The sequence below is a fragment of the Schaedlerella arabinosiphila genome (genome assembly GCF_003885045.1).
In the GTDB taxonomy this organism is placed as follows: Bacteria; Bacillota; Clostridia; order Lachnospirales; family Lachnospiraceae; genus Schaedlerella; species Schaedlerella arabinosiphila.
Genome location: NZ_RHJS01000002.1, coordinates 5,144,717 through 5,168,329, shown reverse-complemented (window position 1 = coordinate 5,168,329; position 23,613 = coordinate 5,144,717). Strand labels below are relative to the sequence as shown.

Here is a 23,613-nt window from a genome sequence, read left to right as displayed (position 1 = left end):
TGATGTGGCTGTCACTCTGCCTGCCATGATGCGTTTGTACGGGTCATGGCAGCCATTTCCATCAGTTCATCCAAACTGTAGATCTTTGATTTCCGGATTGTACCTGACGGGTAGTCAAAAACCAGGTAATCTCCGATCACATCGCATAGATATGGAAGCTCTGCCAGCACCTCACAGGTTTCATCCAGAAGCTGACCTGAGCATTTCCCGTCTGCCGTTATAAACTGGGCAGCAAGATAATCTCCGGATTTTGTTACATAGGTCAGATATGCATCTTCCTTCAGCCTGGCAATCTCTTCCCCTGTTTCCGCGTCATATACAATTGGCGTTCCATGAAGCGGTGATTCGATCCGAAAATCATTGATTAAAAACTCCTCGTCTAATTTTTCCCAAAAGTTCCCGGCAGATTTTCCATCGCTTTCTCCCGAAATCAGCTCTCCATCTCTTGCCGAGTAAACAGATTTCTTTCCATTATCATAGATTACTTCCAGAAATGAGTCTTCCCCATCCCTGATAAACTGCTGATCTGATACATGGGCCGAATCCGGCAGGTCTACGTCCCGGATCAAAGTGCCGTCTCTGCCGCAGATGCGGAATCGGTCATATGAAAAGAGCATCAGCGTCTTTTCATCGGCACTGATCCTTGCTTCGTCATGTTCATAATCAGGGTTGTATACGAACATTTCCGTATCCTGATTTTCTTCATACTGCATAATCCGGATCACAGGCTTATCCATACATCCTGTAACAGCCGTCCCATCTGTAATACCGGCAAAATCGCTTCTGTATTCTTCTCCCCAGGAAGATATCATCTGTCCGGTTTCATCAAAAAAATAAATCCCATTTTCAGAAGCTGCGACAGTCCGGTTTTTACATCGGGCAAAGCAGAGTATCTTTTCTGTCATCGTAACCAGCGGCGTCTGCTCCCCTGTATTCGGATCTATCCTCACCAGAATATGATCCGACTGTACATAGATTCCACTTTCATCCGTCTGTACCCGGAAAGCTGATTCTGACTGAAAACCGCCTTTTTCTTCTTTATTTTCCAGATCGATCACGGCGAATGTTGATTTCTCTTCATTGGATGCCGAAAAAGCAAAATATTTCTTGTAAAACCCACCTTCAAAATGTGTGTACTCAGAGCCTTTGTCAAAAACAATGATCTCATTGTCCGGATTTTCCAGATCATACATATGGACAGAACCGTCATCGAAGCTTGCGCCCAGCCAGGAGCCGTCGTGGTTTAGGGCAAACAGATTGTTTCTGATTGCAATGTCCTGCTGCCTGCCGCCAAAATCAGCCTTGCCTTTCACTTCCCCTGTCCCGGTATCATAAATCGTTGCAAATGAATCCCCATCATAGATTCCTGCCGCATATCTGCCGTCTCCGGAAACGCAGATGGATACCGCGGGCGCTCCTGTCCATAATTCCCGGCCTGCATCTGTATCGTATGCTTTGATGCCGCCTTTTCCCGCATATAAAATTACTTTGTTATCCAGATATTTTATCTCTGACAGGGCCGTTGCTTCGGCTGGTAATTCTGCCGTGATCTCTCCGCTGGCCGTATCAAATATGAGTACAGACTGCCCGCACAGGGCCGATCCGTTTCTTCCATCCGGCGCAATCGACAGATACAGGGGAGGTGACGGCAGATCCACAGTTTTATATCGCTTGTATCCGTCAGAAAGGTCGTATACTCCAAGCGCCTCCGTCAGTACGTTCTGTACTCCCGGCACATGCTCCGGTATCATCTGACCTGTTGATTTTGATAATATTTCAAGAGTGCTTTTTACTGCTGACTCTGCATCTCCCTGATCTAATACTTTTTGTGATGCTTCCGTATGATTCAGCCAGATCTCCATCCTTTGCATTCTTTTCAGTCCGATGAAAGCGGCAGCCCCGCCTGTTACGAAAAAGAACGAGAATAATATGGATGCAAACAGACGCTGCCTTTTCCACCGGCGCATCCTGGAATCATTTTTCCGCAGATCCAGAAAATCCTTTCTCATCTCTTCGGCGGTCTGATACCTTCGATCCGGGTTAGGGTTCATTGCTTTGGAAATGATTCTTACTACCTGGGGACTGAATTTTTTATTGGAAAGCCGCACTACCTCTTTCGCGTTTCTTGATGGACGGCTGCCGTTCAGCAGGTGGTACAGAGTCGCTCCTGTACTGTATATATCCGAACGGACATCCGGAGTTTTGATTCGCTTTCCGGAAGTGTCTGAACAATATCTGCCCCCTATTGGTAATGTAACCGTAATATCTGTTTCGTCCTCTTCTTCATCCTCAATGGAGAAATCCAGTCCGTAATGTTCCGGGGATGCATATCCTGCGCTGCATCCGATCACATTTTCCTCGCCAAGAGCAAGCGCAATGTTAAAATCAATCAGACAAATGCCGCCTTGTATGGTCCGCATGAGATTCGCCGGTTTGATATCACTGTGCACGAATCCTCTCGGCGGATTTCCATGGATTGGGCTGTGGAGGTAATTGAGTGCGTCCAGAAGCTGATTGGCCCATCGAATCACCTGGGGCTGTGAAAATATTTCTCCCCTTTTTAAAGCTTTATCAAGACTCTCTCCTTCAATATAATCCATAACAGTATAGACCTCTTCTCCTTCTACGAAGAAATCGTATACTTTTGGAATATGCGGATGGCTCAGATCCTTTAGAATATCTACCTCCCGGCGCAGCAGTTCCTGATCCACACTCAGTTTCCGCTTATCTGCTTTCAGGACTACTTTCTTTTTCAGACGGAGATGCCTTGCCAGATAAACGGTTCCTCCTCCGCCGGAACCTAGTTTTTCAATAATTTCGTATGTTGAGGCAATCATTTGCTGCATGTCTGTCTCCTGTTAAAGTTCTTTCCCGTATTCCTCATCAAGCTGTATATTCAAGCGTACTTTTCTAATATACGAAAATGCGTAGTACACAATTCCTAATACCAGTGAACATACCAATACACTCAACCCGCCATAAAATAAAGCTTCATTTGTCAGCCAATCCATCAATCGAATCTTCTCCTTACGCTTCGTATAATCGTTATTATTATACTATAAATCGTAATCAGGCACAATTATTTTTTTATGTTCGGGCAAAAAAATATTATGGAACAGAAACCTTTTATTTCTGCCCCATAATATTTTTCCATCTGTGCGTTAAGAAACGTATCAGAGTTTACCTGAATAGCGTTTCCATCCCAATACTCCACATGTTCCCGCCGCAAACACAGCGGCCAGTACCCAAAGCATCACTGCCGTATTGTCTCCTGTCTGGACACTGGTTATATTTCCTGAAGTATTGCTTCCATTTGCCGAAACCGCAGTCGTTGCTCCTGCCGGATTGGACGGCGCGGGAGCCGCAGGCTCAGTCGGATTGACAGGGGTCACCGGTTTGCCTGTTGAACTTGATCCTGAGCCGCTCGATGAACTGCCGCCTGGGTTTGTGCGGGCACGTACCGTCAGATTCGTATCTACTGAGCCGTAGGTATAATTCATAGTAACCTCATGCTTGCCAACCGAAAGGGTACTCAGATATTTTGCCGTAAATGTCAGGATCGTGGAACCACTCTTCAGAGTGTAATTATTATGATCTACCAGAACACCGTCCACCTCTACACTTACAAAATCTTCCAGTGCGCCGGTACATTTGATCGTAGCGCCGTCCTGGTCGCCTTTCATATATGTATAGTCTGTCGCTTCCGGTACGATTTTTAATTCTTCTGCTGTCCAGTCGAAGTTGGTGAGGTCAAGTTCCCATGCCGGATACGATCTATATCCATTCTTCTCTATACGATTAAACCTTATTACTTCTTCTCCCGATACAGCTACTGCATCCACATTAACAAATGCTTTTTCAGGCGGTTCAGGTAATCCTGCCTGCAGAGCATCCCGTATAGTTTCCCGCAGGGCTGCGCTAGCCAAATCTTTGTCAAGTGTCAAAGTACCTGCCGCCATATCATATGTATATCCTCCATCCCCTAGGCTAACATTTTCAAAATTTCCTTTAAACATAAATAACTGAACATAATTGATTGACTCCAATTGACAATAATTCGTTCCATTTGTAAAATGAAATGTAAGATCCTGACTTCCGTCAAATTTTACCACTTTTTCCTCTGTCTGCCACATCTTACTGTCGAGAGGAATCGTTAGTGTAAATGTATCTGTACAGATCAAATCCTCAGAGCTATCGGATAAATGGAACTCCATTGTCACATCATAGGTTCCTTTTTTTGTCCAAAATGTTTCTATATCACACGATTCATAATCTCGCAATGGAGAATATACCACATAGTCTCCTTCTAAAGTCGGATAACGCCACATACTTTGGGTATCCGTATTCTCCGGCGCAAAACGCAGTACCGGTAATATCTCGTCTGCAGTATAACCACCTAAATCCACCGGCACCTTCAACAGACCGCCCTCCCATGTAACCGAATCTGCCGCTACAACTGGATCTGCGTTATTCGCTGCTAAAGGCTTCGTCTCCGAATCGTTGTCCTTGACATCTTTTGTCAATTCTGAAGATGCTTTTTCTGTACCTTCCATAGTATTTGTTTTTGTACCTGCAGCATTCACTTCAGTTGCTTCTTTTTTTGATGCATCATCCTCCGGAGTATCTGCATCTGTTTTTTTCTGATCTGTTGTTCCCGCATCTGGATTTTCTCCATCCGAAAGGACATTACCCAGATCTTTTTTGTCCTTGTTTTCTCCTGCTGCTTCCGCAGCTACGACTTCCGCATTTGGGTTTGTCCCACCCGTAAGGTCTCCGCCGGGTGTTATCTCACCGTCCGCTTTTTTCTCCTGTACTTCTGTACTTGGGCTGTCTGCTCCATCCCCGTCCGCAAATACAGGCTGAACTGAGCCGCATACAAGCGCCGCAGTCAAAAGCAGGACACCCAGGCCTTTCCCAGGCCCTTTCCACTTTCTCATTGTAACTACTTCCTTTCATAAATTATATTTAGTTCATTATATCGTTTTTATTATACGATATATCGTTATTATGTGCAATCACTTTTTTACTGATCAGAAAAAATACTTAAGAACCTTTTTACGCCCCATTTTTTACATCATCGTATCATCCCTGAGCACCTCCGCCAGACTGATCCTGCGTACATTCCGCCAGGCCAGAAAGTACGCCAGCCCCACAGCCCCCAGGATCGCCAGCATGAAAGCAATAATTGGCATCAGCGGCGCCTCTGCTAAAAATTCTCCTGCATCGACATAACTCAGCTTCAGCATATACCCTGCCGCAAGGACCGCCGGCGGGAGGGTGATCAGGATCGGCCGGCCGGCGATGGCCAGCGCCTCAATGCAGAACATTTTGCGGAGTTCTTCCGGAGTCAGCCCGATAGACATATATCTTGCAAATTCTCTTTTTCTTTGGCGCACAAATCCCAGTGTATTGGAAAAGATATTGCCAATGCCGATCAGCGCAAGCAGAACGCATAAAGCTCCGAAAAAGGTCATCACTCCCCAGATCTGGCTGCGGTTCGTTTCATATTCCTGAATACGGTTTTCGCATTCTACGGTATATTTTCGACTGAGCAGCTGTTCGATCTGATCCTGCAGTGCGTTCAATTCTTCTAACGCAGCATTTTCCTTCCCAATGACACGAATGTAAAAATCGCTCTCCCCGCCCCCTGTCTGCCCTTTGATTTCTTCCCATAAAGAAACCGGGATAAAATGCACCAGCTCATAGTAGTCCAGGGCTGCGTACTCTTCCCGTAAGGCAGGAACCTCCTCCGCATAGGACAGAACCGGGATTTCTGCAGTCACCTGTTCATTCCCTGACTGCCTTAAAATGCTGACAGATTCTTTTTCCAGATCATCTTGCTTTAGATAAGGCATAAAATCCGGGTGCCGGAAATCGGGGTTTGTCACATCGCGGATCTGGTTTCGAATCACGGCCCCGTCAAGCCGCGGTGCAATACCGATCTGCTTACAATAATCCAAAAAGCTCTCGTCATCCATAACCAGAATCGGTGCATTTACCAGCCAGCCGCTATCGACCTTCGTCACAAACTCCCCGGAAGCATGGGAAAATCCGCCGAAAGCCTTCATATCTTCGCTCATTTCTTCCTCTGTGATGATTCTCTTGGCGGATGCTTTTTGATATGCAGCGGCATCTTTTACCCCGGCAAGATTTCGGACGGCTTTTGTTTCCTCAAAAATATCTGCCCCGGCGTCCTTTACCGTAACCATAATATCCCATACATTCTGGTATCTTTCGAAATAGGTCTCCCTTGTGCTGATTCCGGAAAGGGAAAAGAAGCACTGCATCATCGTATATGCCATGAATGCAAGGGCCAGGGAAAACGACGCGGTCCGCAGGGCTTTTTTCTGCGCTTTTAATGCATTTCCGGCCAGCTCTCCTTCCACGCCGAACAGCCGCGCGAGTATGGGAGAATTTTTCCTGCGCTTTAGCTGTAATTCATCCGTGCTCCTGATTGCTTCAAGCGGTGTCAGCCTGCTTAATTTTTTGGCCGGCAGCCATGCGGAAATCCAGATCGTGACAACAGTCACACCTAATGCCCCTGCCAAAACCAGGGGGTGAACGCCGAAAACCGCTTTGTGCCGCCCTGCGGCTCCGCCTGCCAACAGAACATTTGTCATATGCAGAAGTCCCATGGCTCCTGCGATCCCCAGCAGATTCCCGGCTATGACCGGTACGGCGCAAAGGGCGGCGGCTTCCTGCAGAAGGCACGTCCGGATTTGTCTCGGCGTAGCTCCGATACTGGAAAAAATACCGAACTGGTGAACCCGTGCGTTCATGGATACCGCAAAAGCATTGTGTATGATCACGACCAGCGACATCGACGCCATTGCCATGATTATAATAAACATCGGAAACACCAGCCTTGGAGCCGTATCCCGGGAATCGCGGATCAGGTACATTGCCAGAAGCGGGTAGTTGTAAACTGCTTTTTCCGGAGAAATCCCGACCAGCTCCGCAATTCGCGGGGTATCAGAGAAAACATTCCTCAGATCATAAAAATAAAGATCCGCCGAGTTTTCCGCGCCCTCGTTCACTGTTAACGCTTCTGCCCCTTCTATATCTGTTAACGCTTCTGCATCCCCGATATCCGTTGATATTCCTGCCTTCCCGCTTTCGTTTCTCACTGCATCCTTTACATTGCCGAAATTTTTTATCACTTCCAGGTCTTTATCGCTGATCTCGCCGATCAGCCGGCTGTGCCAGCCGCCTTCCTCCCGCTCGATCCTTTCCACCTCATACTTCCACATATTGTAAAACAATCCGCACAGCAGCGATAACAGCAGTGCGGAAATAAATGCGGACACCCTGACGGATAAAACGGAGGTATGGTTGTTTTTAAGCAAGCCCGATGAATAGTCTCTCCACATGCCCCTCACCTCCTCCGCTCGTCGCGGACGATGCGTCCATCCTCAATCGTAATGATCCGTTCCGCCTCCAAAGCGGCCTTTTCGTCATGGGTAATCAGTAAAATCGTCTGCTCCAGGCTGCGGTTGGAGATTTTCAGCATATCTATGATCTCCCTGGAATTTTTCTGATCCAGGTTACCGGTAGGCTCGTCTGCCAGAAGCAGCGCCGGACGGTAAATCAGAGAACGCGCTATCGCGGCCCTTTGCTGCTGCCCGCCTGAGAGATGACTCGGCAGCGCTTCCAGCTTTTCCGAAAGGCCGAGGGAACTGACCACTTTTTCAAAATATTCTTGATTCGGTTTTTTATGATCCAGCGCGAGAGGCAGAAGTATATTTTTCCGCACGGTGAGGGTGGGAATCAGATTGTAAAACTGATAGACCAATCCAACCTTCCTGCGCCGGAAAATTGCCGCCTGTGTCTGGTTTAACGTGGAAAGGTCGGTTCCGTCTACGATCACCTTTCCTTCTGTGGGTTTATCTACACTGCCGAGAATATGCAAAAGGGTGGATTTGCCTGAACCGGACGCCCCCACAATTGCAGCAAATTCCCCTTTGCTGACGGACAGATCAATTCCGTCCAGCGCCGTTACCTGATTACTGCCTGAACCGTATACCTTCCTGACTCCTTCGCATCTTAAAATCTCCATCCTGAGATTCTCCTTTCCTGCCATTTGTTCTTATACAATTATAGCAGATGAAAGTTACAACTCAGTGACTATAGAAACGAATTTCAAAAAGGGCGCCGCCGTCGAGCCTGTTTTTTGCCCGTATTGTCCCGTTTTGACGCTCGATCATTTCTTTTGCCAGGGCCAGACCGATTCCGATTCCGCCCTCCCCGGCATTCTGCCCGCGGTAGAATCGTTCGAAAAGATGCGGGAGGTCCTCTTTTGCAAACCCTTCTCCGTCATCCCAGATCAGAATTTCCGTATATAAGGGATTCTGCGCATAGGAACAGCGGACGGTTCCTCCATCGCTGTGCTCCATACAGTTTTTCATCAGGTTCATAATGGCTTCCATCGTCCAGTCCAGATCTGCGGTGATCATCATTTCCCCCAGCTCCGGGATATCAACGGAAGCCCCGGAACCGGCAAATAGTTCCTGCAGATTATCTGCCGCAAGGACAAGCACAGTAAAGACATCTATTTCTTTTCTTTGCAAAAGAATCGTTCCGGCATCAATCCGGGACAATACGAGCAGGGCCTCCTCCAAATGCGTCAGACGCAAAATCTGCTTCTCAGCCTGTTCCAAATGGCGGCCCGGAGATCTGGACGCAGAGCTCTGAAAGTTTTCACTTTCTTGCTCCGAAACGGACGTTGGCGCTCGGAAACTTCCGCCCTCCCGCCTCCTGACATCCATCGAACCCACCGCATTACATACCGCGCCGCAGCCAGGCCGACCGGCAAGATCCTGCTTCATCATCTGGACAGACAGGGAAAGGGCTGTGATCGGCGTCTTGATCTGATGGGCAATATTGGACAGGTTTTCCGCAAAATCATTTTTTGCCTGCACCGCCGCATCTCTTGTCTGGTAGAGAAATGTCACCGTCTTGTATATCTCGTCTTCCAGCTTTGAAAAATCATCCTCCCCGGAAGCACAGAGAATGGCTGCCTTTTGGGTGTTCACCTGTTCCAGATAATCCGCCAGAGCCTGAATCCGCTGGGTTTCCTTCTGGTTCCGATAGAAAAAAGTCATAATAAAAAGAAAAAAGCCCGGCAAAGCCCCTGCTGCCGCAAGAGCCGCGTTCTGCCCGGCAAATGGATCTGAAAAATCAGATCTGCGGTATCCCAATGCGAATAAAACATCCTCCTCTGCTTTTTCCCCGGTTTTCTCCCCGGCATTTCCGTCTTTGTATTCTTTGAGCGCAGACAAAAGGATGTTTCTGGCTTCCGGCTCGCGCCCCAGCACTTCCCCGCAGACCGCATTTAACAGGTTATACTGCATCCGGCTGTAACGGCAGGAAGCGAGCATAAACGAAGCCGCGGCCGCAATCAGGCTGACGGACAATACAATCCCCAAAGTAACGATTCCGTTGTGCCTTCTGCTCATATTGTGTCCTCCATACGGTACCCCACGCTTCTGACCGTTTTCAGACAAGACGGCTGGTTCAGCTTGTCCCGCAGCCGCTTCATCGTAACCGTCAGGGTATTGTCGTTAACATAATTGCCGTTTACATCCCATACCTGCTCTAAGATTTTTTCTCTGGTCACGGTCTTTCCCTTGTTTTCCATCAGGTACAGAAGCAGTTGATATTCGGCTGCGCTCAGGCTGATTTCCCCGGAACTGCCGAAAACGCTCCGGCGGTTCTGGTCAATCCGAAATCCGCCGCAGGAAAGATATTGTTCTGACACATTGCCGGCCCTGCGCAGCAGCGCAAGGATTCGGGAATACAGTACTTCCAGCGCGAAGGGCTTCACCACATAGTCGTCTGCGCCGTTTTCAAAGCCGAAAACGATATCGCTGGAATCGCCCCGGACAGTCAGAAACATAATCGGCAGCTCCTTCCAGCCCCCGCGAATCCACCGGCACATGCTGTCCCCGCGGCCGTCCGGCATGTTCCAGTCCAGCAGGACAAGCACGGGCACATGCATTTTTAAGGCATGCTTCGCCTGTGCGAGGGTTGCGCAGATTGTCACCGCGAAGCCTTTTTGTTCCAGATATTCTTTTACGGTACATGCAATGTCGGGATCGTCTTCGATATAATATAAATCAGTCATAATCCGTCTCCGCCTTTTTTCTTTTTATTGTATCAGAAAAAATTCCACCTGTACAGTTGGATGCTCTAAAGAGCCTCCAACCGACTCATCCATTCGCAAAAACCGTGCTAACGCACTCTTACGTCTGCTAACGCAGCCGCTTTTTGCTCATTCATGAGTAGGTTGCTAATCCATAATCTCAGTTTTATTGCAATAAATTGCATAAAACTGAGATTCCGGATTGCAACCGTACAGGTGGAAAAAAGTTACAGTTTCGTGACGGATTATGACTGAATCACAACTTCCTGCATTCCCTACATTATCCCGGTCAGCCGGCATCCCGCAATCACAATGGAGAACACCGCCACACCTTTTTTCAGTATCCCCTGGTTGATCCGTTCCGCGTTCTTGCTTCCATAGTATACCCCCACTGCATGGGCCGCCAGCGCGGCCAGCAGCACAGGCAGGATTTTTTTCATGTCGCACTGCACCAGGTAGCCCGCTACTGCCGGGATTCCGATGAAAATGGAATTGAACAGGGCCACGCCCACCGCCGTTCGGATGGAGATCCCGAACACCACCAGAAGCGGCATAACCAGTACGGGACCTCCGGCTCCGGACATGGAGCAGACCGCTCCGGTCAAAAAGCCCAGCAAAAGGGTCATAGGCAGATTTTTTTCAATGGAAAATTTTGCCGCCCCGAATTGGGTTCCTCTTTTGCTGTCCTTCCGAAGTAAAATGGAGATCCCGGAGAGCAGCACCACCAGATACAGCAGCATTTTCACCTGCTCCTCCGGAATGACCAGGTTCAAAACAACTCCCAGAATCGCCCCGGCCAGACTTCCGGCGCTGAGCCGCAGCCCAAAGGCCAGATCCAGGTTTCCGGCCTTTTTATAATTCCAGGAGCCCAGCGCCCCCGACACGATAAATGCGGCGAAGCTCAGCGCCAATCCTTCGGAAACGTTCATCCCCAGGCCGGCCGTGTAGAACATGGGGAGCAAAAACCCCGCCACGCCGCACAGCCCCACCAGGCCGCCGACCACCAGGTTGGCCGCAGCAGTCATCAAACACACGATCATGATAAAACTCCTTCTACATCCGCTTCATATATTCCTTCATTTCAAACCGGATTTTCTCCTCATCCAGCGTCTGAACCTCCCGGTTTTCCATCAGGACTTTTCCGCCCACGACCATATCCCGCACATCCCCGGATTCCGCGCACTCAAACATCGTATGCAGCAGATTTCCGCTGGGAATCAGCCGTCCGGCATCCAGATAAATGCTGACAAAGTCGGCCTTACAGCCTTCCGCGATCTTTCCGCACTGCCCCGCCTCATCGACCGCCGCCGCGCCGCCTTCCCAGAGCATCCGAAACAGCAGTTCCGCAGGCATAACCTTGGGGTTGCGGTTGGGGACTCCGTGGTAAATGTTCATCAGCGACCGGAAAATCCGCATCTCGTTCCACAGGCTCAGCCCACCGTGGGCCGCCCCGTCCGTTCCAAAGCCGGGAATGATTCCGCGCTCCGCCAGATCCGGCGTGTCCGGCACGGCCTTTCCACAGTTGCTGAATGGACAGTGGCAGAGCTTCACGCCCCGCTTTTTGATCAGTTCCTTCTCCGTTTCGGAGAGGATCAGGCTGTGTGCTCCCAGAAAACGATCCGAGAGGACGCCCATTTTTTCCAAAAATTCATAAGGCCGCATATTTTCCCGCTTTATGATCCCGTCAACCTCGCCCTGGTACTCGTTCATGTGGGCCTGCAGCATCGCCCCCCGCTCCCGTGCATGGCCGGCCGCCAGCTCGGTCAGCTCATGGGAACAGGAATTTAACGCGCGCAGGGAATAATACACCTTCAGATTCCCTTTTCCGTTCCATCCATCATATAGACGGTCTGTTTCCGTCACAGCCTGCGCCGCGTCCATGGCAATGCTCTCCGGCAGACCGTCCTCGTCCATGGTAGAATAGGAAAGGCATCCCCGCAGGCCGCTTTTCTCATAGACCTCCGCAGCCGCGTCCATGTAGTAGCTGCCTGCGTCTATAAACGCCGTTGTACCGGACTTGATCATTTCCAGGGCCGCCGCCTGGGCGGACAGCTTCATTTTTTCCGGGGTCAGCGTACTCTCAAAGGGGAGCATCACCCGGGTCCAGATGATCGGCTTCGCATCCAGCACAAGCCCCTTCAAAAGCTGCTGTCCGGTATGCATATGGCTGTCAATGAGCCCCGGCATGAACAGTTTTTCCTCTCCGGAAATGGTTTTCTCCGCGCAAAATTCCCTGGCGCCGCTTTTTGCCACCGCCGTGATTCTGCCGTCTGATACCGCGATGTCCATTCCATATTCTACCGTTTCATAGTCTGTCATAACAACTGCATTTTTGATCAACAAATCACATTTTTCCATGATATTTTCTCCTCTTTGATGATTCCAACAATTTTCAGCCTGCTATTTCATATGTACACCATCTGTATCCCTGCATTTCCGCCGAAGCTGCTGCCTCAGATAGCTCCGGTCAGCGTCAGAATCAGGGAATCCCACATACAGGAGCCGAGAAATGTTCCCGTCATTACCAGCAGTCCGACCACCAGGATCTTCGGCCCCTGTTTGATAAATGCTTTCAGTTGGTCGCCGATGGCCAGCCCGGCATACGCCCCGACCATGGTAAACGGCGCCGTAAAGTTGATCTTTGCCGCCGCGTCGATCACGAAGGTGCGGATCGGGGACAGCGGGCATGCAAGGAGCAGGCCGATGATCGCGCAGTACGCCACGATGGGAAGCTTCAAAGGAATCAGCTTGATGCAGACAACCGCCAGCATGGAGATCGCCACGAGAACCACCAGTCCCGGAAGAGAATCCAAAAACCCTACATCATGCCCGATAAAATTTGCCAGCCCTGTTCCACAGGCGCCGATCACTAATAAAAACAACCATTCTATATATCTCATTCCAAATCCTCCTTCATTTCATCCATTTCGCGTACCTGCCGTCATGCTTCCGTTTTTCCTGATCTTGCAAACCTTCCCAGCCTGGGCTCTAATATGCGGTAAAGCCTGTCGCAGAGCGGGATTGCCAGAAACATATTGATGTAGATTCCGGTGATTCCCGCCATGGTCTCACCAACGCTCGCCAGTGTTTTGATGGTCTCCGCCGATTCCGGATACATGGCGCAGAGCGACGCGCTGGAGCTTGCCATCATGATTCCCGCGCCCACGCCGGACGCCAGCCCCAGTGCTTCCGGATGGAAAAGCCCTGTCATGGCCACTGCGGAAGCCAGGATTCCGAAGTAAATGGTTCCGATCATTCCGCCTACTATATAAATAGAAAGACTTCCTCTCGCCTCCGCCGAATCTGACCCGTAAATGTTGTTAATCAGAGCCATGTGGTATTCCCGGTTGATGGAGAAACATGCTCCCACGGCTTCCCGCTTCATACCCAGCAGGATGGCCACCGGCAGAGCCAGCACAATGGCAAATAAATTTCCGAATCCGTGGAGCAGCACCGCCGGGCCTGCGCTCAGGATGGTCTCGATATTCGCTCCTGCCGTGATTCCCAGCTTTGCGATAAACGGCGCGATTCCGACTACCACCAGCTTTGACGCTGCCCTGACCTGCTCATTTTTCACGATTTTGAGCACTTCCGGCCCGCTGAGCACACCTAAGATAATGGCATAAAATATCGGAAACAGAATAAACATCCCTTTCCCCACCGGAATCTGGATCTGTCCGATCGTGTCCGCGATCAGAATAAATACAAATGCCAGCAGATACACCTTCCATTCCACCTTGATCCTCTGCCCCAGCGATTCGTAGGCAAAGTTTTCTTTTTGTTTCTTCATCCTTGATTACCTCCCGTTCCTGTGACCAGTTTCCCCTGTGGATGCGGGGCCGGCCTGAAAATTGAGTGTCCGTTTTTGTTGATAATGTGATTCTACCGAAAAACAAATTTTAAAAACAGGACAAATGAGGTGTTTTGGAAATTTTTTCATAAATTTTGCAATTTATTGTAATCATTTTTAAAGTTTGAACGATATGATATATAAGAGAAGAGAATTACTTTCTCTGTCAGTCACTTTAAAATTTACTTTGAAAGAATCTATTTTGAAATTTACTGGTTTTTCCGATGGGAAAAATTTTTCAGATATTGTTTACCTTGATTATTACGAGTCTCATAGACCGGAAGCCTTTACAGGCGTTATATATTTTTATCTTAAAAGGAGGAATCTATTATGAGCGCAATTTCTGGAATTAGTACCACATCCCCTTATTTGTATGGGCATATCGCAAGCGGAAATCGGCTGATGTCCGCGGCTGACGGTGCTGCTGAACTGGCGATCACCGAGAAGGAGAATGCGCAGATCACCGGGATCAACACCGGTACAAAGAACCTCAGCGACGGTGTCAGTCTGCTGAAGACCTCTGATTCTGCACTGGGCAGCGTTACAAGCGCCCTGCAGCGGATGCGTGAGCTGGCAGTCCGTGCTTCCAGCGGTATTTTGAACGACGCGAACCGCGCGGATATCCAGAGAGAGGTTGACCAATTGAAGAATCAGATCAACCAGGTTGCAAAGCAGACCAACTTCAATGGCCGCAGCCTGCTTGACGGAAGCCAGACCAATGGGATTGAGCTGGTAGGGGATGCCGACGGCAGCTCCATCAACGTCAACAACTCCATCAATTCCACGCTGGACGCGCTGGGACTGGCAGATTTTGATGTTACGAAGAATTTTAATATCCAGGATATTGACAAGGCCCTGGAAAAAGTAACCGGAGACCGCAGTACTCTGGGGGCTCAGTACAATAAGCTGGAATACGCGATTGATTACAACGGATATGCATCCGAGAATCTGACGGCATCTAAGAGCCGCATGGGAGATACGGATATCGCGAAGGCATTGATGCAGCTTCAGCACCAGCAGACGCTGCAGAGTGTTTCCATGATGCTGCAGAAGCGGAACATGGCGCAGAAGGGACAGCAGACAATGGGGCTGCTCCAGTTCTAAGCCGCCTGCTTCAGAAAATATTTGATCAGCAGTTCTGGAACGCAGTTTCTGCTGATTGTTATGAAATATGATTTTCCTGGTTCTTTCTGAACATAGAACATGCCCAAAAGGCATACGCGGGAGGTACCAATTCATGACATTAAGTGAACTGGAAAAAGAAGTGCCGGAGTTAGCAGACTATACCGAAACCATGCCTGCTGAACTTCGGCGGCTCGCCCGTGTAAAAGTCCATCCCCCTGGCGGACTGATCCACCAGAAGGACAGCGAACTTAGATACCTTGGGATAGTGGCCAAGGGTGAAAACCGGGTGATCAACGAATTTGAAAACGGCAAGATCTATATGATCGAGACCAACAAAGCCATTGATTTTATCGGAGAGGTGGCGCTTCTGGCCAATAAACCGGAGGCTTCCGTCACCATTGAAGCCCTGACCGCCAACACGATCGTCTATATTCCGCGGAAGGACGCGGAAAAGTGGGTCAATTCCGATACGCATATTCTCCGCAAGATGGCAGAACGTACCGCCTTTAAGCTGTACCGTTCTTCCTATAATAACGGCCTGAAGCTTTACTATCCGCCCATGTTCCTTGTGGCGGATTATCTTGTGCGTCTCTATGAGCAGGTTTTTCCGGAAAGCGAAAACATTTCTGGAAAATCAAAAGCTCCCCGCCCGATTACGCTGCAGAAGACCAGGGAACGGCTGGGGGAAGAGCTGGGGATGAACACCAAGACACTGGACCGGACGATCCGCTCCATGCATAAGGATGGATATTTTTCTCTGGTAAAAGGGAAGATTACATATGGGATAGAGGAATATCTGCAGATGAAAGAATATCTGAGTACGGCAAAAGGATAACCGTTGCTGCGCAGCTCCTGTCTCTGGCTTTTGGTCGTTCCGACCAATATCAATATAAAAAACTATCCCTACACAAGTAAACTTGCGCAGGGATAGTTTTTTATATTGCTGCTGTTGCAGAATTTCTACATAACATTATACTTCTCCACCGTGTAGCTTAGGATATCGGTCAGGATATAGCTCTCATATATCTCAAAGGGCTTTTCCTGGTTCTCGTGCAGGCAGTAGGAGGTTGCGTGAATCCGCAGCAGCGGCTGTGCCTCCTGCAGTCCCAGGGTCTTTCGGATCTCTTCGCTTCCCATGGTTGCGACGATGTTCTGCTTTACCCGGGAGATATTCAGTGCATAGAAGGATTTCAGGATATCGTATAAGGAGCATACGTTAAAATTGAAGGATTCCAGCTTGGAAAACATGGCTGCAGGCAGAATGGAAGTATTGACGCAGCATACATTTTCGTCAGCCATATACAGGCATTTCAGCCTGTATACCTCGTCCTCCGGCGCAAGCTCCAGCAGCTTCGCGCTCTCTTCCCCGGCCTGTTCCCGGGAAAAATAAAGCTGCTTTCTTCCGGGTTTTTTTCCCTCATGCACGATCGCCTCGGTAAAGCTGTGGATGCGGGAGAGGCTTTCCACGGAATGTTCCCTCACGAAGCAGCCTTTTCCCTTGATCTTATACAGCTTATTTTCTTTTACCAATTCATCAACCGCCCTTCTCACCGTGATGCGGCTTACCTGATACATTTCACAGAGCTCGCTCTCAGAAGGCAGTACCTGGTTCGGCTTATATTCCATTGAGTCTATCTTCTGAAGAAGCTCCCTTTTTATCACTTCATATTTTGAAACATTGTTTCCCATATGTCCCCCTGTTCCTGTGGGGTTCTATGTACACTGTCCGGTCCGGCCGGGGTACAAAACAGCAGCCTTACCTGTCCTCTGTCCGTACCTTCTTCGCAATCTTTCTCCAGTTCCAGTATCCGTAAGAAGAATTGCACAGGTTCACGCATTTCATAATAATGATCAGGATGGCGCTCTTGTCTCCGGACATAAATACCATGATCCACATTACGATAGACAGTGCATTGACGATCACCCACATGAGCCATTGCTCTGAATAACGTAATAAGTATAACATACTTGCAATCACAGATACAACCGTTGTCAGAGAATCCATGAACGCAAAGTTTCCGCCGAGCCATACGAGGATTTTCGCGTAGATCAGGGTTCCGGCGATCGTTACGACAACCGTGCCGGCTGCAAACCGGGGCGTCATGATTCGGAATTTTACTTCCCCGCTGTCAGCAGAGTTCTTTTTCCACATGAAAATGGCTGTGGCGCTGACCGGAATGGAATACAGCAGGTTGTACATGATTTCCCCGTACAGCGGAATGCTGAAACAGTTAATCGCATACAGCGCGCTGTTGATGATCGCGAAATACAGACCCGCAACCTTTCCTTTTGCGCCGAGAACCAGGTTCAGGCTGCTGGATAAGGTCAGCACCAGCATAAACAGGTCCTGCCTGTTGATAAACCATGCCGCCGTCTGAAAGATCAGTACAAATGCCAGCCATGCTTTTTCATAGATGCTCCAGTCCTTAAAAAATTCTTTGATCTTATTCATAAGTGCTCCTCCATCCTTTTCTCAAATGTTTCTTTGTCTATAACCGGGCCCTGTACGCTTACGACTGCGGCGGCCACACGGTTTGCAAGCCGGATGCTCTCTTCCCGGCCAAGCCCTTTTTTCAGCCCGCCGATCACGGCCCCGATATGGCTGTCCCCTGCGCCGATCGTATCCACCACCGTTGTTTTTACAGAGGGTACTGTGTGAAGCTCGTCTCCCTCATAATAAACGGTTCCTTTTTCGCCCAGAGTGACGATCACCAGATTGCCTGTGCGGCTGTACAACTCCCGTACCGCGTCCAAAATATCTTCCGCCGGGACGTATCCGTCCGCACCGCCGCTGTTTCCCGGATCTGGTTGATGGGATGCCCGGGTAAAGTCCATCGCTTCTTTTTCGTTGAGATGGAGAATGGGATGTACGGAAAAAATCTGTTCCATCACCGCTGCGTCAATGCTGCAGATCACAGGGCCGGGGGCGAAGAAAATCTGTTTGTCCCCATGTCCGCAAAGCCATTCTCCGATTGCCTGGCCGCCCTGGCCGCAGACCTGATAGCCCGCCACATAAATGCTGTCATATTGATCCATGTCCAGGGAATCCAGCCATTTTTTCTGAAAAGCCCCCTCAATCCCCTGGGCGGTAATGAAGGTCCGCTCCCCGGTTGCCTCAACCAGATCCAGGCAGTATCCGTTGTCCTGGCTGTCGTCCTGGATCAGAATGTCATAACCGCACCGCTCCAGCTCCGAACGGATCATATCGGCGTAGGGGCCCTTTCCCACGGGGACGCACAGGTCTGCGGCGCTCTCCAGATTCCGCAGGGTATTTGCCGCGTTGTAGGCACAGCCGCCGATCACGATCCCTGACTCGCTGCACAGCACGTCCTCGCCGCTTTTTGGCAGGGCTTCAATTTTCATGAGCATGTCGATCATCGCTGCTCCGACTACCAGCGTTTTCATTTCAGCTTTTCCCTTCCTTTCAGAAGAATCTCGATGTATGCGTCAAAATCCGTATCATTCTGTTTTTGCAGTGTTTCGATATATTCCGGCCTGATAGAATCCGCTCCTTTGAACGCGCCGCAGATGGCTGAAGCCATTGCTCCGATGGTATCCGTGTCCCCGCCCAGATTCGCGCACATCAGACATGCCCGGTTGGGATCCTGTGTATAATAGGCTACGGAAACCGCCGCCGGAACGGATTCGATGATGCATACTCCAGTCCCTACAATGTCGTAGATCTTCTGGGTGAACGTATCCTCGTCGTCCGCAAATTGTTTCGCTAACTGCAGGCCGATCTTCGTGCGCTCCGCCAGTCTCGGGCTGTAGCTTTCGCAGCCTTTTTGGTAGCCCATTTCTTCGATTCCGAGAATGTCTTCTATGACCTGTTCAAAATCGTCATTTACAATTGCGGAGCTGACCCCCATGGCGATCATGGCTGCCCCGGCAATGGTCACGTCGCTGGTATGGGTGGCCCGGGATACGCCGTATACATAATTCACAAGTTCCTGCTTCTGATCCGGGGTAAACAGACAGCCAATGGGCGGTATCCTCATGGCGCTGCCGTTGGAAAGCGCCTTGTCCGTGGGTCTGGTATCCTCGATCCCGTCCCGGAAATTGGCCAGCGCAATCTTGGAGGTGGGGCCCAGAATGTTGTTTTCCCATGCGTTTTCTTTTTCGGCCCATGCGATCATCCTCTGGGCAATGTCCCTGACGTCCGGCACGTAATCGGTGGACGCAATGGAATCCAGAAGAACCAAGGCCTGTCCTGTGTCGTCTGTAAACTGTCCGTACTTGTAATTAAAGGCAACCTCGTTTTCTTTCGGGCCGTCCAGAAAACGGTCGATCTTTTTTCTGAAGAATCTGCGGGCCCGCTCCTTTGCCCACAGCTCTGCCGGCATCCCCATCGCGTCGCCCAGCGCCATTCCATACAGCGCTCCTGCAATTCTGTTCCTCATTTTTCTCTCCTTCCATATCAACTTGTTATTACAACATGTATTATAAATTCCAGACAATGGAATGTCAATATGCTCTTTGACTTTCAGCATAGCGCATAATTTTTATGGTGTTTTGGTTTGTGCGGGAAAGTAAATTTGTGTAATATATACAAAAAATGAGACTAGTACTGATTATAGAGTACTTGTCCCATTATCCATCAGACGGCATTGGCCGTAATTATATATAATTCGGCTACATATTACTTTGCTCTCCTTCCTGTTCTCAATTCCTGAATCACTCCGTTTCATTGACAGACTTAACTGCTATCTCGTAATTTCCATCTTTATATTCTGTTTCTAATGCATAATCTTCAATCTGCGCCTTGCTTTCATCTTCCAAGGGATAAAAAGTATTCGTTTTCGTATCACAAATGACAACTTCTCCTATAATCTGATTCTCAACTGTATCCAACATCGCTTTGATACAGTCATCACAAAATAATTTTTTCATCCTGTGGATGCTGACAATCCCGTTTCCTCGCTCTATTTCTGCCAGACCTTTGTTTTCACCCGGACTTTTGGAAATGTGAATACTTGTCTGGCTTATTTCATCATAACCAAATGTCAACAGCGTATTTCCCTGATAATCCTCTGGATCTATTCCTCGTTCAAACAAGTCCAACGAATAAGATTCTCCGGTATTTAAGCTGATAAGAACTGCCTGGGCTGGATAACTCCCCTTACAGGCACGACATTTCTCAGATGTGTTCGGAATATACCGGATGTATTTCTCTATATCCTTTTCATATTTGCGAAATACTAAGTCATTCCTTATGGTCTGAGCAATCTCATCATATTCATCTTGTGTGGCAGATTCCACGTAAGATATAACCATGTTTAGAAGTTCTTCCATAGCAGCGTCATTCCGGCGGTTTATCCGAAAGTCATTCATTTTGATAAGGAATATCACGAAGGCAACCGTAAGAGTTCCTATTATAAAATAGCCATATAAAAGGGAACGCTTATCTGAATGGCTTAAATTCTTCTTAGAATCATCGTGTTCATCCCCTATCCAGAAATCATCCCATTTTATCCTTATTTTTTTCCACAATCCTCTTATCTCTAACACCTCCACTTTTCACTTAACAAGCCATTATCTTTCTTATATTTATACCTCCATTTTTCAATATTTATTTTGCTTATATCCATAAGCAATTATAGCTTTTTATATTGGTAAAATCAAGATATAGCTTACAGATATAAGCAAAAAAAGGGGGGGGCATAGTCTTGAAATTATTATGCAATGAAACATTTGGACGTAACCTGCAACAGATTCGTCTTTCATGCAATTTCTCACAAGAACAGACTGTTGCTAAACTACAGCTGCTTGGTTCGCCTCTTAGTCGTAGTACATACTCTTTAATTGAACTGGGACGTGGAAATATTTTTGTTAGTGACTTAGTTGGTCTAAAACAAATTTTTAAAACGAATTATTCCGATTTTTTTAAAGATATTTCTGTATCAAGATAGCAAGGGAAGTTTTTATTTGTTTTCGCTTATATCTATAAGCATTTTTCTTTTTGTTGTTTGATATAGTACAGTTTATTGCTTGTACTTATTGGCAAACCTATAAATAAATACGGCATGGAAAAACCTTAACGACAAATTTCAACTCCATTGAAATTAGAAAGGTGATTTATAGCCATGAAGATATTATGTAATGAATTATTTGGACAAAATCTACAGCGCATCCGTAATTCCTGTCAGTTAACCCAGGAACAGACCGTTGCCAAACTACAGGTTTTAGGATCGCCATTGAGTCGCAGCACATATTCATTGATTGAGCTTGGCAGAGGGAATATCTATATTAGCGATTTGGTCGGATTGAAAGAAATCTTTAATGTAGAATACGAAGAATTTTTTAGGAATATACCTGCCAGCAGATAATAGTACAATGGTGGCAAGGATTTACCTTACCACCTTTTATAATTGTCTTTTCAGCGTGTGCAGCGCATATTTGTTCTTGCGCCTCCTCTCTTGAAGCAATATAAAATGCATCATAATCACTTCTATTAATGGCATCCTTAAAATGATTATTTCGAAAACAAAGGCTTGCTGCTTCAAATGTCTCCATCGCATCACGGTATCTATAAATACACAAATCTCTTTCTTTTTTATTCACCAATCAGTACCCCTTCATCTTTAATATTTTTATAAAAAGGCAATGTATCCGCCCAATACATATAATGCTCCTCATTCTTTACGATTGGGAAAATATCAACGCCCGTTTCCATTTCAACATCATTATTTCCTCCTATTTAAAGGGTCACTCCTCATCCAAAAACCGTATCGGTAAAATATCTTTTCTATGATAGAACTTACGCCTAACGCAATCGCCATTTTCTCTGTACTAATTTTGCTGTCCTTACGAATCAAATCCATAATCTGGGCATCCAGTTTGTCTTGAGGGACACCTTGAGGGACATCTTGGGGGACACCTTAAGGGACATCTTGGGGGACACCTTAAGGGACATCTTGGGGGACACCTTAAGGGACATTAGAATTCAGGTTCGGCATCACCACAGTAAACTGATATCTGTCCGAACGGAATGATGGTGTTTTGCTCTCATTATAATTGATTTGAAATTCATATCCACTGATAATCTTTCCAAATCCGCTGCCTTTTCGCTCCATATATCCGAGCCTGTTGAATACATCTGCAAGTAATCTTAGTCTTAACAAACTCATTCTTTGTTCCCCAATATCTCATCCACCGACATAAAAGCAGCCTCTTCCACTGCAATATCGTCTTCCGGCAGTAAACTGCTCAGCTCCCGGATCAGCCTTCTGTACTCTTCTTTTTCCCCATCCGACATGTATCCTGAAATTTTCTTTTTGGCAAGCAAAGATAAATGCTTTAATTTTTCAGTAGTTTCCGGGTCGCGGTTTTCTGTGCGCATATGCTCTGTCAAAACCCGGTCCACCATCCAGCCCTTTACGGTTTTTCCATGCATGATCTCCGACGGTTTGTCTAAAAAAATATCCTCCAATTGCAGCGTGATCAGTTTTTCCTCCTTACACGAAGCAATAATCACCGGCGAATGGGTAGTGACGATGAACTGTACCCTGGGAAATGTATTTTTTAAAGCATCTATTATCTTCCACTGCCACCTGGGATGCAGATGCAGGTCTATTTCATCAATCAGAACGATTCCCGGGGTCATCTCCACAACATTTTCCAATAAATCCGGATTTAAAACTGCCATTCTGTAAGCAATGTCAAATACCATCCCGAGCAAATTCCTGAAACCTGAGCTCAACATACGTACCGGCAGAATTTCTTCTTCATTTGTGTATACCAATTCTTCCGTACGTTTGTCATAATAAACCCGGATGCGTTCATCCTCCTGCATAAGCTGCATAAATTTTGATACTGTCTTTTTTACAATCTCATATTCCGGAATCGTTTCTTCCTGCTGCCATGCGACTTGTTCCATTTTTTTGCACCAGTTGGCAAGCATTTTCTCGTTCGCCGCCTCTTCCAGGCAGTCTACATACCCCACCGCCCTGGAATAGTCCTCCTTTGAAAATGGATTTTCCCATTTATCCTTCTTCTGATTCGATACTCTGGAAAAGCTCTGGTAGCTGATGACCGGCAGTACGGCCTGCCTGTCTTCTGCCATCCACTGAGCTTCTCTGCAAATGTCCCTGGGCTCTACTGTGGAACGTACGCTTTTGATACTCTTCTTCTGTCTGGTAAATTTGAATGGATGAAGTTCCGTCTTCCCATGATTATGAACACACAACTCGAGACAAACATCTACCCGGATTGGCGTTTTATACACAATGTTATTAGAACCTCTTCCTGTAAGCTGATTTTCCCGCCTGATTTCATCTTTTGAAAAATGAATTGTATTTACACCGTCAATCCCGGAAAGAAAACCGCCCAGAGCAACTACAATTGCTTCAAGGACAGATGTCTTTCCTGTTCCGTTATCTCCAATTATAATATTGACTGTTCTGTCAAAATCAAAATCCGCATTTTTTATACCTTTAAAATTCTCAATATGAATATTTGATAAATACATGTCATATTTCCTTCCAAAAAATCATTGCTT

At 47.7% G+C, this 23,613-nt stretch carries 21 protein-coding genes; 3 read left to right on the top strand and 18 right to left on the bottom strand.

Features of this window, described 5'->3' with window-relative positions; genetic code table 11:
* Positions 1 to 11 precede the first annotated feature (11 nt).
* The 10 genes from EBB54_RS24445 to EBB54_RS24400 all read right to left on the bottom strand — a co-directional run bounded on the left by EBB54_RS24445 (position 12) and on the right by EBB54_RS24400 (position 13,931).
* A complete protein-coding gene (locus EBB54_RS24445) occupies positions 12 to 2,846 on the bottom strand; it encodes a serine/threonine-protein kinase (RefSeq protein WP_125129347.1) in 2,835 nt (944 codons plus the stop codon).
* 327 nt (positions 2,847 to 3,173) lie between these two features.
* Positions 3,174 to 4,937 carry a hypothetical protein gene (locus EBB54_RS24440; RefSeq protein ID WP_125129346.1) on the bottom strand — a complete coding sequence of 588 codons (1,764 nt, stop codon included), beginning with the start codon at positions 4,935 to 4,937 and terminating at the stop codon, positions 3,174 to 3,176.
* A 132-nt stretch (positions 4,938 to 5,069) separates the two neighbouring features.
* Positions 5,070 to 7,370 (bottom strand): ABC transporter permease, encoded by a 2,301-nt coding sequence (locus EBB54_RS24435; protein WP_125129345.1) that lies wholly within the window; start codon positions 7,368 to 7,370, stop codon positions 5,070 to 5,072.
* Positions 7,371 to 7,375: 5 nt separating this feature from the next.
* Positions 7,376 to 8,056 (bottom strand): ABC transporter ATP-binding protein, encoded by a 681-nt coding sequence (locus EBB54_RS24430; protein WP_125129344.1) that lies wholly within the window; start codon positions 8,054 to 8,056, stop codon positions 7,376 to 7,378.
* A 61-nt stretch (positions 8,057 to 8,117) separates the two neighbouring features.
* Positions 8,118 to 9,455 (bottom strand): sensor histidine kinase, encoded by a 1,338-nt coding sequence (locus tag EBB54_RS24425; protein WP_125129343.1) that lies wholly within the window; start codon positions 9,453 to 9,455, stop codon positions 8,118 to 8,120.
* Positions 9,452 to 10,123 (bottom strand): response regulator transcription factor, encoded by a 672-nt coding sequence (locus EBB54_RS24420; protein ID WP_125129342.1) that lies wholly within the window; start codon positions 10,121 to 10,123, stop codon positions 9,452 to 9,454. Before EBB54_RS24420 ends, EBB54_RS24425 begins: the two co-directional genes overlap by 4 nt.
* A gap of 293 nt (positions 10,124 to 10,416) precedes the next feature.
* The gene (locus tag EBB54_RS24415; protein WP_125129341.1) at positions 10,417 to 11,181 is read right to left on the bottom strand and encodes a sulfite exporter TauE/SafE family protein; all 765 of its coding nucleotides are present in this window, start codon (positions 11,179 to 11,181) and stop codon (positions 10,417 to 10,419) included.
* A gap of 13 nt (positions 11,182 to 11,194) precedes the next feature.
* Complete coding sequence (locus EBB54_RS24410; protein ID WP_125129340.1) at positions 11,195 to 12,499, bottom strand: amidohydrolase family protein; 1,305 nt, start codon at positions 12,497 to 12,499, stop codon at positions 11,195 to 11,197.
* A gap of 95 nt (positions 12,500 to 12,594) precedes the next feature.
* Positions 12,595 to 13,041, bottom strand: a complete 447-nt coding sequence (locus EBB54_RS24405; protein ID WP_125129339.1) for a hypothetical protein — start codon at positions 13,039 to 13,041, stop codon at positions 12,595 to 12,597.
* A gap of 41 nt (positions 13,042 to 13,082) precedes the next feature.
* Positions 13,083 to 13,931: a DUF3100 domain-containing protein gene (locus tag EBB54_RS24400; RefSeq protein WP_125129338.1), complete on the bottom strand. Its 849-nt coding sequence runs from the start codon at positions 13,929 to 13,931 to the stop codon at positions 13,083 to 13,085.
* A gap of 390 nt (positions 13,932 to 14,321) precedes the next feature.
* On the opposite strand from EBB54_RS24400, the gene EBB54_RS24395 reads away from it, so the two are divergent.
* Positions 14,322 to 15,095, top strand: a complete 774-nt coding sequence (locus tag EBB54_RS24395; RefSeq protein WP_125129337.1) for a flagellin — start codon at positions 14,322 to 14,324, stop codon at positions 15,093 to 15,095.
* Between the two features lie 133 nt (positions 15,096 to 15,228).
* Entirely contained in the window at positions 15,229 to 15,951 is a 723-nt protein-coding gene (locus EBB54_RS24390; protein WP_125129336.1) for a Crp/Fnr family transcriptional regulator, read from the top strand.
* A gap of 125 nt (positions 15,952 to 16,076) precedes the next feature.
* Here EBB54_RS24390 and EBB54_RS24385 read toward each other — a convergent pair whose 3' ends face one another.
* The 5 genes from EBB54_RS24385 to EBB54_RS24365 form a co-directional block, all read right to left on the bottom strand.
* Positions 16,077 to 16,805, bottom strand: coding sequence for a GntR family transcriptional regulator (locus EBB54_RS24385; protein ID WP_125129335.1), 729 nt, complete (start codon positions 16,803 to 16,805; stop codon positions 16,077 to 16,079).
* Positions 16,806 to 16,872: 67 nt separating this feature from the next.
* Positions 16,873 to 17,568, bottom strand: coding sequence for a nicotinamide riboside transporter PnuC (gene pnuC, locus EBB54_RS24380; protein WP_125129334.1), 696 nt, complete (start codon positions 17,566 to 17,568; stop codon positions 16,873 to 16,875).
* Positions 17,565 to 18,521 carry a PfkB family carbohydrate kinase gene (locus EBB54_RS24375; protein ID WP_125129333.1) on the bottom strand — a complete coding sequence of 319 codons (957 nt, stop codon included), beginning with the start codon at positions 18,519 to 18,521 and terminating at the stop codon, positions 17,565 to 17,567. Before EBB54_RS24375 ends, pnuC begins: the two co-directional genes overlap by 4 nt.
* Entirely contained in the window at positions 18,518 to 19,516 is a 999-nt protein-coding gene (locus EBB54_RS24370) for an ADP-ribosylglycohydrolase family protein (protein ID WP_125129332.1), read from the bottom strand. The genes EBB54_RS24375 and EBB54_RS24370 overlap by 4 nt, the downstream gene beginning before the upstream one ends.
* Positions 19,517 to 19,790: 274 nt before the next feature.
* On the bottom strand, positions 19,791 to 20,630 hold the full coding sequence (locus tag EBB54_RS24365; protein ID WP_243127801.1) for a hypothetical protein: 840 nt from the start codon (positions 20,628 to 20,630) through the stop codon (positions 19,791 to 19,793).
* 152 nt (positions 20,631 to 20,782) lie between these two features.
* On the opposite strand from EBB54_RS24365, the gene EBB54_RS24360 reads away from it, so the two are divergent.
* Positions 20,783 to 21,025, top strand: a complete 243-nt coding sequence (locus EBB54_RS24360; RefSeq protein ID WP_125129331.1) for a helix-turn-helix domain-containing protein — start codon at positions 20,783 to 20,785, stop codon at positions 21,023 to 21,025.
* Between the two features lie 391 nt (positions 21,026 to 21,416).
* Here the strand turns inward: EBB54_RS24360 and EBB54_RS24350 are convergent, their stop codons facing one another.
* From EBB54_RS24350 to EBB54_RS24335, 3 genes are all read right to left on the bottom strand, one after another.
* Positions 21,417 to 21,677: a hypothetical protein gene (locus EBB54_RS24350; protein WP_125129330.1), complete on the bottom strand. Its 261-nt coding sequence runs from the start codon at positions 21,675 to 21,677 to the stop codon at positions 21,417 to 21,419.
* A 365-nt stretch (positions 21,678 to 22,042) separates the two neighbouring features.
* Entirely contained in the window at positions 22,043 to 22,243 is a 201-nt protein-coding gene (locus tag EBB54_RS24340) for an ATP-binding protein (RefSeq protein WP_243127800.1), read from the bottom strand.
* Positions 22,240 to 23,583, bottom strand: coding sequence for an AAA family ATPase (locus EBB54_RS24335; protein WP_125129329.1), 1,344 nt, complete (start codon positions 23,581 to 23,583; stop codon positions 22,240 to 22,242). Before EBB54_RS24335 ends, EBB54_RS24340 begins: the two co-directional genes overlap by 4 nt.
* Between the last annotated feature and the right edge of the window lie 30 nt (positions 23,584 to 23,613).